The following is a 13216-nucleotide window of genomic DNA, read 5'->3' as shown; positions in this document are numbered from 1 at the left end:
TATTTCTAAATCGTTAAAAGAAACATTCAATTCTCTTTAAATAGTGGCGTTTTATAGAATTTAAGTTAAATTTGCCTCGTGCGAAAAACAATTGTCTACATATTTATCCTTCTTATTGCCTCAAACAGCAGTTTTGTACAGCAGTTTTATAAATTACCAATACTGATTGAGCACTATCAAGAGCACAAAAAACTGCAAAACGTGAGTTTTGTTGATTTCTTATCGATGCATTATTGGGGAGAAGATTTAAATGATAATGATGATGATCGTGATATGCAGCTTCCTTTTAAAACAATCAGCAGCAGTTCGTTTCACTTTGTATTTATTTTAGACGACAAAGATTTATTGCCGCTTCCTTTCAATCCAGAATTACCACAATTAAAAATACCAACTTACAGATCTGATCTTTTTTCAGATCCAAATCTGCTTTCCCTTTTTAGACCTCCAATCGCATAATTATTTTTTAAAATTTTTATTGAAGTGACTGAGACGTATCGTTTCCAGTGGCTCATTTATTATTTTTTTAATTAATACATTATGCTTAATAAAGTAATTCAGTTCTCAGTTAAGAACAAACTGGCAATTGGAATCTTTACATTGCTGTGGATTATCTACGGTGTGTATGAGGTTACCCAATTACCAATTGATGCCGTGCCGGACATCACAAACAATCAGGTGCAAATTATTACTACAGCGCCTTCACTTGGTGCTGAAGACGTAGAAAGACTAATCACTTTCCCAATAGAACAAGCCATTAGCAATATTCCGCATCTTAAAGAAAGCAGGAGTATTTCGCGTTTCGGACTTTCATTAGTCAGCGTTGTTTTTGAAGACGATGCCGATGTGTATTGGGCAAGACAGCAGATAACAGAAAGACTCCAGCAAGTAGAAATTGACCGAAATGCCAATCGACCAGAAATGGCTCCAGTTACAACTGGTTTAGGAGAAATCTATCAATATGTTTTAAAACCAAAGCCAGGTTTTGAAGAAAAATATTCTTTAGAAGATTTAAGAACAATTCAAGATTGGACAATCAGAAGACAGCTTTTAGGAACTGCTGGAATTGCTGATGTTTCGACTTTTGGAGGGAAGTTAAAACAATATGAAATTGCCGTAAATCCTGCGAGATTGAAAGCGCAAAATCTAACCATTAGTGAAGTTTTTACGGCTTTAAACAGCAGCAACGAAAACACTGGAGGAGCGTATATTGAAAAAGGCCCAACTGTATCTTACATCAGAAGTACAGGTTTAGCGAAAAGCATTAAAGATATTGAAAACATTGTAGTGAAAAGCACGCAAGGCGGTCTTCCGATTTTAGTGAAAGATATTGCCGATGTCAAAATTTCTTCAGCCATTCGTTATGGTGCTTTAACTACTGATGAGTTTGGAGAATCTGTCGGCGGGATTGTAATGATGTTGAAAGGAGAAAACGCCAATAATGTTATTGTTAACGTAAAAGACAAAATCGCCGAAATCGAAAAAATCCTTCCAGAAGGTTTAAAAATCGAACCATTTCTGGACAGAACCAAAATGGTGGATAATGCCATTGGAACTGTCGAAAAGAACTTAATTGAAGGTGCTTTGATTGTTGTTCTGATTTTAGTTTTATTCCTCGGAAACCTTAGAGCCGGATTTATTGTGGCTTCGGTTATACCATTAGCGATGCTTTTTGCCATTATTATGATGAATACTTTTGGCGTAAGCGGTAACTTAATGAGTCTTGGCGCATTAGATTTTGGATTAATAGTCGATGGAGCTGTAATTATTGTAGAAGCTATTCTGCATCATCTTCATAGTTCTAAAAAGTACAAAGTAATCGATTCTATTTCGCAGGACGAAATGGATAAAGAAGTCACAGGATCTGCCGCACGTATGATGAATGCCGCCGTTTTTGGGCAAATCATTATTCTGATTGTTTATCTGCCAATTCTTTCGTTGCAGGGAATCGAAGGTAAAATGTTTAAGCCAATGGCACAGACTGTTGCTTTTGCCATTTTGGGAGCTTTTATTCTGTCGCTTACTTATGTGCCAATGGTTAGCGCTTTATTTCTAAGTAAAAAAATAAGTCATAAAAAGAATCTTTCAGACCGAATTATGGAAAGGTTAGAAAATGCTTATGAAGGCTGGCTGACTAAAGCATTAGGCATTAGAAAAGCTATTGTTATTTCAGCTTTTGTGCTTTTCGGAATTGCTGTTGTTTTGTTTGGAAGAATGGGAGGAGAATTCATTCCACAATTGGAAGAAGGAGATTTTGCAGTTGAAACTCGATTGTTATTAGGAACCAACCTTTCTACGACAACTGAAACAATCGAAAAAATATCGAAAGAACTGAAAAAAGAATTTCCAGAAGTACAACAAGTAGTTTCCAGAATTGGTAGCGCGGAAATTCCAACCGATCCAATGCCAATCGAGGGTGGGGATATGATTATTGTTCTAAAAGACAAATCAGAATGGACAAGTGCTTCTTCGTTTCCTGAATTAGCCGATAAAATGACCAAGACTGTTAAACGAATTGCGCCTGGAGTGACAACTGGTTTTCAGTTTCCTGTTCAAATGCGTTTTAACGAATTAATGACAGGAGCAAAGCAGGATTTGGTTTGTAAGATCTACGGAGAAGATTTACAGAAACTCTCAGAATATGCCGAAAAGTTAGGCGCAATTAGCAAAACTGTTCAAGGTGCAGCGGATCTTTATGTTGAAAAAGTTACAGGAATGCCACAGATCGTAATCGATTATAACTGGGCAGAAATGGCAAAATACGGTTTACGAGTTGCCGATGTAAATGCTACGATTAATGCCGCCTTTGCAGGGGCCGTTGCGGGAAGCATTTATGAAGGAGAAAAACGTTTCGATATGGTGGTTCGTGTGGAAGACAATGGCAGAAAAGGAATTGAAGATGTTCGTAATCTGTTAATTGCAACTCCTTCAGGTATGCAGATTCCGCTTTATCAAGTAGCAAAAGTAGATGAAGTGGAAGGCCCAAATCAGATTCAGCGTGAAAATGCAAAAAGAAGAATCATCGTTGGATTTAATGTTCGAGGTAGAGATGTGCAGTCTATTGTAGAAGAATTACAACAGAAGGTCAATAAACAAATTAAATTTGATCCAGGTTATTATATTACTTACGGTGGTGCTTTTGAGAATTTACAGCAGGCAAAAGCAAGATTGGGAGTTGCTGTTCCAGCTGCTTTATTAATGATTTTCGCTTTGTTGTATTTTGCCTTTAGATCATTTAAAGAAGGAATTATCATTTTTACCGCTATTCCGTTATCTGCAATTGGAGGTGTTTTTGCCTTAGTTATGCGAGATATGCCATTTAGTATTTCGGCTGGAGTTGGTTTTATTGCGCTTTTTGGAGTTGCGGTATTAAACGGAATTGTATTAATCTCTGAATTCAATAGAATACAAAAACACGGTGAAATCACAAATCCTTTTGATATTATCCTTTTAGGAACCAAAAATAGATTACGTCCTGTTTTAATGACTGCGGCGGTTGCTTCGCTTGGATTTCTTCCAATGGCATTAAGCAACGGAGCAGGAGCAGAGGTACAGCGTCCGCTGGCAACTGTCGTGATCGGCGGATTGGTAACAGCTACTCTTTTAACGCTTTTTGTACTTCCGGCTATTTATTTGATGACGTATCATGCTAAAGGATTTTCTAAAAAAAGAAAAAAACATATGAATAATCTAACCATTTTATTGACTATCCTTTTTATTGGTAATATGGCAAATGCACAGCAATTACCAATCTCGCTGGATGAATCGATTTCAGTTGCGATTCAGAATAACAGAACGGTTAAATCGGCTAAGTTAAACGAACAGTCAAAAAGTCATTTGCAAAAAACGGGATATAATCTTCCGCAAACACAAATCGATGCCGATTACGGTCAGTTTAATAGTGCTCAAAAAGATACTAGATTTGGAATCAGTCAGACTTTTGCTTTTCCCACTGTTTACAGCAATCAGAAAAAAGCACTTCAGGCTGATTTTAATAAAGCCAAGACAGAAGTGCAGCTGACTTCTCAGGAAATTAAAACCAGAGTCAGAAATATTTATTACGATTACTTATGGCTTCAAAGTAAAAGAGAACTTTTAGTCTATGCCGATTCGATTTACCGAATTATGGAAAAGAAATCGGATTTAAGATTTAAAGCAGGAGAAGCAAATGTTTTAGAAAAAAGTGCTTCACAATCTGCCCGACAATTTTACAGCAATCAGCTGGTAATGGTAAATCGTGATTTAGAAATTGCTTTAAATTCATTTAATGCGATTCTTCAGGATAAAGTTGAATATGCTCCTAAAAATGAAAAATCAAAAACGGTTTTAAATCAGTCTTTAGTTGAAAATCTGAAAGCAGAAAATCTACCTATTGTACAGCGTTCACAATATGAATCGGAAGCAGCAAAATGGAGATGGAAAACAGAAAGTGCCAAACTGCTTCCTGAAATCACTTTAGGTTATAATAATTTGAGTATTATCGGGACTCAAACTAATACTTCAGGTCAGGAAGTTTATTATGATAGTTCACAAAGATTTAATTACATCAATGCTGGTTTGTCTATTCCAATTTTCTTTACGAGTCAGTCTGAACGCAAACGTGCCGCAAAAGCAGAATACGAAAGTTATGAAGCACTTTCCGAAGCCGCTAAAATTGAAGTGAAAACTGCTATTGAGAATGCGGATAGGGAAGTGAAAAAGTATCAGGAAAGTTTAGAGTATTATGAAAAAGAAGGATTAAAAAATGCTCAAACGATTATCGAAGCTTCAAGCAGTCAGCTTTACAATGGAGATATTGATTATCTGCAGTGGGTTTTGGTCGTAAATCAAGCCATTACAATTAAAAGTGAATATCTAGACGCATTGAACGCTTACAACAAAGCAGTTGTTACACTGCAGAATCTTAATAATATTTAAAATGAAAAAATATATAGCAGCGTTTGCAGGCGCATTAGTATTGTTTTCTTGCGGAAAGAAACAAAATGAAGAAAATAAAAATGCTGAAGTGAAGAGCATTAATATTATAAAATTGACCAGCGAACAAATCAAAAATGCTGATTTACAAACTGGAAATCCGACGCTTCAAAATGTAAAAGAGATTTTACAGCTTCAAGGAACGGTAACAGTGCCTCCAAAAAGTGTGGTCAGTATCAGTATTCCTTTAGGCGGATATGTAAAAAGTACGAATTTAATTGCGGGAATGAATGTGCAAAAAGGGCAGGTCTTAGCCGTTTTAGAAGACATGCAGTTTATCGAATTGCAGCAGGATTATCTTATGGCGAAAGAAAAGTTTGAACTGGCTCAGAATGAATACAAAAGACAAAAAGAACTTAATGCAAGCAAAGCCAGCAGTGATAAAGTTCTAGAACAGATTACTACCGAAACACGTACGCAGCGTATTACAATGTCTTCTTTGGAACATAAACTGACTTTATTAGGAATCAATGTAAAGAAACTGAATGTTTCAACAATCAGCAATACAGTAAAAGTCGTTTCGCCTATTAATGGATTGGTTTCAAAAGTAAATGTGAATGTTGGAAAATATGTAAACCCAACCGACATGCTTTTTGAATTGATTGATAAAAAAGATATTGTATTGACTTTAAATGCCTTTGAGAAAGATGTTGCTTCTTTATCAATCGGTCAAACGGTTATGGCTTTTGCAAATAATTCAGATGCAAAAAAATATCCTGCAAAGATTGCTTTTATTAATCAGAGTTTAAACGGAGATAGAGCAGCAGAGATTATTTGTAAAGTTAATGCTTATAATCCGGCTCTTTTGCCAGGTTTATTTATAAATGCGGAAGTCGAAGTAGAAAATCAAAAAGCTTTAACGGTTCCTGAAGATGCTGTAGTGCGCTGGCAGGGTAAGTTTTTTGTTTTTACAGCCCTTGGAAATAATCAGTTTCAAATGGTGGAAGTAAAAGCTGGAGTTAAAAACGAGGGTTTCTGCCAGATTACTTCAAACGAGTTGGATAATTCTTCAAAAATCGTTGTAAAAAATGCCTACACTTTATTGATGTCTGCCATGAATAATGACGAACAATAGAGCTTAAATCTTTGATTACAAGTTTAGAGTAAAACACAAAAGCCCGGTAAAACTAGTTTTACTGGGCTTTTAATAAAGAAACTATTCGTTTGCAATTTCATTCCGTAGGAATGTTTCATCGGTAGAAAAAAAATGGTTTGAATATATACGTTCCGTAGGAACGTTTCGACGGTGTACGGAAATTTGAATTAGGTTTATACGTTCCAAAGGAACGTTTGATTATTTGGTCAGATTTTATTTTCGTAAAATTAGGTGTTCCTACAGGACACAATATAATTCAAAACCCCATTTTTTACCGACGAGATATTCCTAACGGAATATAATTTATTACTTTAAATAAGGATATTTAAGATAATGTGAATTAATTTTTTAAATTAATCTTTTATCCCTTTTATCCAATCTTTAAATCGGTTAACCTGTTCCGAAAAGAAAGATTCATGTTCTTCTTTATCTTCTTCAATGGGCGGTAAAACATGTTCAAAATAAGTGCCTCGTAAAACTTTGTGCAGAATGCCTTCGCCTAAAAACGCTTTTCCATCATTAAGCGTTCGCACTGCTTTCAATAAATGTCGAATATCATATTGCAATGGATTAATATCCGGAACTTGTTTATTTAAATTCAACAATTTGTAAACCGCAATTCTAGCCGTTCTAATCGAACTTTCCATAGTAAATACCACATCATTATTCGTTTCAACAAATTGTCCAATTAAGCCAAGATTTTTGCATCCTTCAGGCACAACTCTCGGACGATCTCCTTTTGCCCTCGGCATAAACATCGAAGTGATGTAAGGCATAAAAGCGGTTCGTACAATGGTGTTTTCTATGATATTATCCAGTTTATCTAAAATTCCGAGATGGAAAGATAATTCAGTTAAAATCTCATCTCCAGTACATTCGGGCATTACTTTTTTTATGTAATTCCCAGGTTTATCCATAAACAAGGCATAAACCCAAAGCACTAAAATATCGTCTGGCTGATCTGGAAAATGAGGCTGTCTGTTACAGGTAAAACTCATTAACCAATTAGAATCGGTAATGGTAATAATTCCTCCGGTAACTGTTTTTCCAGAATAGGGATCGTTTACAGAATATTCTTTTAGTTTTTCTACAAAAGCAGAAGGCCTGCAAGTCAGCGTAACCGATTCCCAGGAAGATTTCTCAATATTGGTGCAGAATTTTTCTGGTTTTCCAAAAATAGGAGATTTCGCTGCTAAGTTTTTCCATAACATCCAGCCCGGACTTTTACCACTGGTAGAGTTGTCGATACCAATAATTGGAGCAGTTTTATTGTCTCCATAGAAAGTATCTTCGGTCATTGAACCTGTGGTAACAATTACAAAATCATCTTTGCCAATTGGAGTTCTATTTTCTTTGCCTTCATGCTCTGTAATAATTCCTTCAACGACTTTACCTTCAGTATTACTTTGGATGACTAAATCTTTGATCAGTGTATGAAATTTGATATTGACACCTTTTTCTTCAAGGAATTTTCGCAGCGGTGTAACAAAAGTATCATACTGATTGTACTTAGGAAATACTAACGAAGAAAGATCATTTAATCCATCAATTGCATGAAGAAATCTATGCATATACAATTTTAGTTCTAATAAACTATGCCAGTTTTCAAAAGCAAACATGGTTCTCCAAAACGTCCAGAAATTGCTTTCTAAAAACGATTCACTAAAATAATCTTCTATAGTCAAGTCGTCTAGTTCGTCTTTTCTTTTCAACAGCAATTTTACAATTGCTAGTTGATCTCTTTTATTCAAACCAAATTTGCTGAAGTCTTTTATTTCTCCGTTTTTATGAATTAACCTTGCTTTAGAATAATTCGAATCGTTATCATTAATCAATCGATATTCGTCTAAAACAGTGTAGGGTGGAGGCAGTTCTAAAGCTGGAATATCCTGAAAAATATCCCATAGATTTTCGTAGGTCATATCCATTTCACGACCGCCGCGAATCATATAACCCTCTTTGGGATTTCCTGAGCCATCGAGTGAACCACCATCAATATGAAGCTGTTCCAGAAAAGTGATGTTTTTGGCAGGAATTCGACCATCTCGAATAAAATAGTAGGCAGCTGCCATTCCAGCAATACCACTTCCTACAATATAGATTTTGCTGTTTTCATGCGATTTTAAAGGAATTCCAATATTACGTTGGTAATTTCCAATTTGATCCGAAAAAGGCATTGATTTTTCTGGGGTGTTTAACTGTGTTTCTGTGCTCGAATCTGGTTCGTGATTAACATTTCCGTAGGTTGTAGAATTGTTTAGGACTTTGTCAAATTTTGATGTAATATTCTTCATTTTCAAAGCTTTAGAAGTTAATTCAACTAATGTAAGCTTAAAATTTGAAAGATAATTCTTTTATTTTTGAGAATATATTTGTATAATTTATTGATTGTTAATTAGATATGATTTTAAATTTATCCAAAGGTTATCTTATTCTTTATTGATCTGAATAACATCATTTCCTGCGATGGCATAAACTGTATCTTCTGAGCTGGGTTTTAGAAAATACTTTCCAGTAAACTCGCCAAAAGCAGGAAGAATGATTTGGTTGGGTTTGCAAAAGAAACAACGCAACTTTAAATTTTGTAAACCCAAGCCACGCAAGACAATTCCCGGGTGGATATGTCCTGAAAAATTAAATAAGTCTTCTTTTTCTGTGGGATGATGCGTAAAAAAGAAAGCGTCAATTTCTAAAATCTCTGTGACAATTACTCCAATTTTTTTATAATGACTTTCATCAATAATGTCATGATTTCCAGTAATTAAATAGGTTTCTTGTTTGTGATTAGAAAGCCATTCTTCAAATAAATTCCATTCTGCATTTTTAGTGCTGTGAAATAAATCTCCCAGAAAAATAATTTTTTCAGGAAGAAAATGATCCAAAACTGCTGTGATTTTTCTAAAATTTTCTGAAACAGCATTTTGCGGAATAGCAATTCCGTGTTTTCTAAAATGCGTTACTTTTCCCAAATGCACATCAGAAATAATGACCGTTTTTTGTTTTTCCCAAAAGACGGCACCAGTTGAATGAAGTATAAAGTTTTCGTTTTTTAATTGGATATTCATAAATATTTATTTCATGTAAGATGCGGTCATTTTCTGAATTCTTTCAGCCAGAGTTTCGCTCGAAAGTTTTTCTCTCAATCGATCTGTAATGATTGGAAAACTAAAAGGCGTTGGTTTTAAACATTGTTTCCAAATTATGTTCTGGCCTGCAATTCTTTCCAAAGCTAAAATCAAACGTCCTTCTTCTAATTGATGTTCAAAGGTTTCTCTATACGCCTGATGCAATAACAAATTATCAGGTTCAAAATCCCTAAAAACTTCAAATAACAATTGCGAGCCACTCTGCAAATGTTTGGTTTTAACCATTTTTCCCGGAAAACCAGTAAAAACCAATCCAGAAATTACAGCAATGTCTCTAAATTTGCGTCTTGCCATTTCGGTTGAATTTAAGCTTTTCTGCAAATCGTGATGGACGTATTCTGTAGAAAATAAATTATTATCTAAAACCGCTTCAATATCAATTTCCTGATCAGAAAGCAATTCAAATCCATAATCGTTATACGCCAAAGAAAATGTGATAGATTGCAGTAAACTGATTCTGAATGCCAGTAAACTGGCTAAAGCTTCATGCACAAAACGTCCTTCAAACGGATAAAAAATAGCATGATAGCCTTCTCGGGTTTTAAAAGTCTCAATGAGAAATTCATCTGAACTTGGTACAATAGATTCTTTTCGCTGTCTTTTGAATAAAGGCTGTAAAGCTTTCAATTCTGGCGAAAGATTGTCGGTATTGGCGCGGTACAATTCCTGCCGTAATAATTCACTCATTTGAGAAGACAGTGCCAAACGACCGCCCATCCAGCTGGCAATTTTAGATTCTTTTTTCGGACTCGCTTTTTTGACTAAAACCTGCATATTTCGAATACGGAATAATTCGAGTTTTTTTCCTGCAAAGATAAAAGTATCGCCAGGTTTTAATTTCGAAATGAACCATTCTTCAATCGTTCCGATATAACCGCCACTCATGAATTTTACATTCATTACCGCGTCGCCAACAATAGTTCCAATTTGCATTCTATGATGCATGGCAATCATTCGGCTGTTGATTTTGTAACAGCCATTTTCATCAATTTCAACTTTTTTGAATTCGTCATAAGCATGAAGACTTTGACTGCCTTGTGTGATAAAATTCAAAATCCAGTTCCAGTTTTCAGCTGTAATGGTTTGATAACTAAAAGTTCCCTGAATTTCTTTGAAAATTTCATCTGGGTAAAATCCGTCAGAAACTGCAAGTGTATTAAGATATTGAACCAAAACATCCCAGCTGTTTAAATACGGAACGCGATCTTCTATAACACTGTTTTCGACAGCCTTTTTAAGTGCCGAAGCTTCGATTAATTCAATGGCGTGAGTAGCTAGGAAATAAATAACACTTTCTTTCCCAGGTTGATGCCCGCTTCGTCCTGCGCGTTGCATAAAACGAGCAACGCCTTTAGGGCCTCCAACCTGAATAATCGATTCGACAGGAGCAAAGTCAACACCCAAATCTAAACTAGAAGTACAGACTACAACTTTTAATTCTTCATTTCGAATAGCATTTTCTACCCAAAGTCTCGTTTCTCTATCAATGCTTCCGTGATGCATTGCCATTTCTCCTGCAAATTCAGGATATTTTTCTAATAATCTCTGATACCAAATTTCGCAGGCCGAACGAACATTCGTAAAAATTAAAGTCGTTTTGCTGGCTTTTATAATTTTTGCCGCTTCATCAATCAAATGTAATCCCATGTGCCCTCGCCAAGGATAAGCATCCATTTTCTCTGGAATAATAGAGACTACTTTTATCTTTTTATTGATAATCGCTTTTATTAAAACAGAATTATGGTAAGCTTCAGAATCTACTCCAAGCAAAACTTCCTGCGCTTGTTGCAGATTTCCAATTGTGGCAGAAATTCCCCAAATCCGAATGTTTTTTGCTATCGTTTTAAGTCTTGATAATGCCAGTTCTACCTGAACTCCGCGTTTGGTTCCTAGTAATTCATGCCATTCGTCTATGACAATTGAACTGCAGTTTTTAAAAGTTGCCGCATATCCTTTTGAAGCCAAAAGTAATTGCAGACTTTCAGGAGTTGTAATCAGCAAATCGGGCATTTTCCCTTTTTGTTTGGCTCTTTCTGATGCAGAAGTATCTCCGGATCGAATTCCGACAGTCATTGGAATATCTAAATCTGTAAGCACTCGTTCTGCCGCTTGCTTGATTTCAACAGATAAAGATCTTAAAGGTGTGATCCAAATAGCTTTTAATCCTGAATTATGCTTGGTTTTATAATTCGGATTTTCTTTGATATAATTTAAAATGATTGGAAGCCAGAGCGCATAGGTTTTACCGCTTCCGGTTGGAGCATTTAACAAACCGTTTTTTCCCTGCAAAAAAGCAGTCCAGGTTTGAGTCTGAAACGGAAAAGGTTTCCATCCCTGACTTTCAAACCAGTCACTGGCAATCGTAAATAACTGCTCTCTGTTCATTTATACAATTAAATTTTTTAAATCTTCTATCGAATTGGCTTCATCGATTTTTTTATCATGACGCCATCTTAAAATTCGCGGAAAACGGGTTGCAACACCGCTTTTGTGCCTTTTGGAAAGTGCAATGCCTTCAAAACCAATTTCAAAAACTAATTTTGGAGTTACACTTCGTACGGGGCCAAATCGTTCTAAAGTATTTTTTTTGATAAAATCGTCTACCATTCTAAATTCTGCATCGGTTAAACCAGAATATGCTTTCGCGAAAGTTACTAGTTCTCGTTCGTTATTCTCATTTTCCTGCCAAAGGGCAAAAGTATAATCGGTAAATAAATTCGATCGTCGACCATGACCTCGCATTGCGTAAGTTAGAACAGCATCTATGGTTAAAGGTTCTATTTTCCATTTCCACCAATCGCCTTTTTTTCTTCCCACTAAATACGGAGAATCTTTTCGTTTTAACATTAAACCTTCACTTTTCATTTCACGAGATTTTAATCTTTCGTTTGTGACATCTTCCCAAGTAGAAAAATTAAGTCTTTCTGAAAGTTGCAACGGAATTTCTTTTCCAATCAAAGTGGTAAATAATTCTTCTAGTAACGTTCGACGTTCTTCATAAGGAAGATTCCGAATATCTTTTCCCTGCCATTCTAATAAATCATAAGCTTTAATGATTACAGGAGAATTTTTTAAAACAGAAGCAGAAACATTTTTACGGCCAATTCTAGTTTGCAAATCATTAAATGTTCCAATTTGATTATCAATAAAAGGAAGAATTTCGCCATCAATAACAGTTCCGTCTGGAATATTTCCGATGAAAGATTGAAACTCTGGATATTTGTCGGTTACTAATTCTTCGCCACGGCTCCAAACGTAAATTTCATTATCACGAATAATGGTTTGAGAACGAATCCCATCCCATTTATGTTCAGCACTCCAGTCTTCCGGATTTCCTAAAGAAGAAACTTCGCCTTCAATTGGATAAGCCAAATAAAACGGATAAGGTTTTGATAAATAATCACTGCTTCTTTCATCCAGAATCAATTCCTGAAACGTAATCGTATTCGGATTCCAATCGCCCATTAATTTATAAGCAAGCGTGTCTTCGTCTATGTTTTCAGCTTTAGAGAGTGCACGGGTCATTAATTTCTGACTTAAACCAATTCTAAAACTTCCTGTTATTAATTTAGTAAAAACGAATCTTTCGTAATAATTCAAGTTCAGCCAATTGGTTTGTAGATATTCTTTTTTTTCTGAATCGGTTTTCTTTTTTAAAGCAATGATTTCCTGTAAAAACTCAGTCAGACTTTTATCAGAATGTTCTTTTGTAGTGGGAATAACCAAAGCAATCGTTTCGGCCAAATCGCCCACAATATGATAACTTTCCTCAAACAACCAAAGCGGAATATTAGCCAATTCATTCGCCCATAAACGTAATAAAGTAGTATTAACAGGTCGGGGAGGACGGCGATGTGAAAGGATAGCGATTGTCCAAACTTTATCCTCATCACTTGCTTTTAGAAAATAGTTTGTCAAAGCATCCACTTTTACCGATGTTTTATTAGAACTATCTAAGGTTTTTATAAGCTCGGCAAAGTTTTTCATGCTTTTTTTGGTTTAT

At 35.4% G+C, this 13216-nt stretch carries 7 protein-coding genes; 3 read left to right on the top strand and 4 right to left on the bottom strand.

The window, feature by feature from the left end:
* Positions 1–78 precede the first annotated feature (78 nt).
* The 3 genes from P2W65_RS18575 (at position 79) to P2W65_RS18565 (ending at position 6046) form a co-directional block, all read left to right on the top strand.
* Complete coding sequence (locus P2W65_RS18575; RefSeq protein ID WP_289659916.1) at positions 79–456, top strand: hypothetical protein; 378 nt, start codon at positions 79–81, stop codon at positions 454–456.
* A gap of 81 nt (positions 457–537) precedes the next feature.
* Complete coding sequence (locus P2W65_RS18570) at positions 538–4914, top strand: CusA/CzcA family heavy metal efflux RND transporter (protein WP_289659915.1); 4377 nt, start codon at positions 538–540, stop codon at positions 4912–4914.
* 1 nt (position 4915) lies between these two features.
* Complete coding sequence (locus tag P2W65_RS18565; RefSeq protein ID WP_289659913.1) at positions 4916–6046, top strand: efflux RND transporter periplasmic adaptor subunit; 1131 nt, start codon at positions 4916–4918, stop codon at positions 6044–6046.
* 374 nt (positions 6047–6420) lie between these two features.
* On the opposite strand, the gene P2W65_RS18560 is transcribed toward P2W65_RS18565, so the two are convergent.
* From P2W65_RS18560 to P2W65_RS18545, 4 genes are all read right to left on the bottom strand, one after another.
* Complete coding sequence (locus tag P2W65_RS18560) at positions 6421–8361, bottom strand: oleate hydratase (RefSeq protein WP_289659912.1); 1941 nt, start codon at positions 8359–8361, stop codon at positions 6421–6423.
* A 135-nt stretch (positions 8362–8496) separates the two neighbouring features.
* Entirely contained in the window at positions 8497–9132 is a 636-nt protein-coding gene (gene pdeM, locus P2W65_RS18555) for a ligase-associated DNA damage response endonuclease PdeM (RefSeq protein WP_289659911.1), read from the bottom strand.
* Between the two features lie 6 nt (positions 9133–9138).
* On the bottom strand, positions 9139–11598 hold the full coding sequence (locus tag P2W65_RS18550; protein WP_289659910.1) for a ligase-associated DNA damage response DEXH box helicase: 2460 nt from the start codon (positions 11596–11598) through the stop codon (positions 9139–9141).
* Positions 11599–13200 (bottom strand): ATP-dependent DNA ligase, encoded by a 1602-nt coding sequence (locus P2W65_RS18545; protein WP_289659908.1) that lies wholly within the window; start codon positions 13198–13200, stop codon positions 11599–11601.
* Positions 13201–13216 lie beyond the last annotated feature (16 nt).

It is taken from the genome of Flavobacterium panacagri, from assembly GCF_030378165.1.
GTDB lineage: Bacteria > Bacteroidota > Bacteroidia > Flavobacteriales > Flavobacteriaceae > Flavobacterium > Flavobacterium panacagri.
The sequence above is the reverse complement of the archived record's forward strand: the minus strand, read 5'-3'. Positions and strand labels throughout refer to the sequence as shown.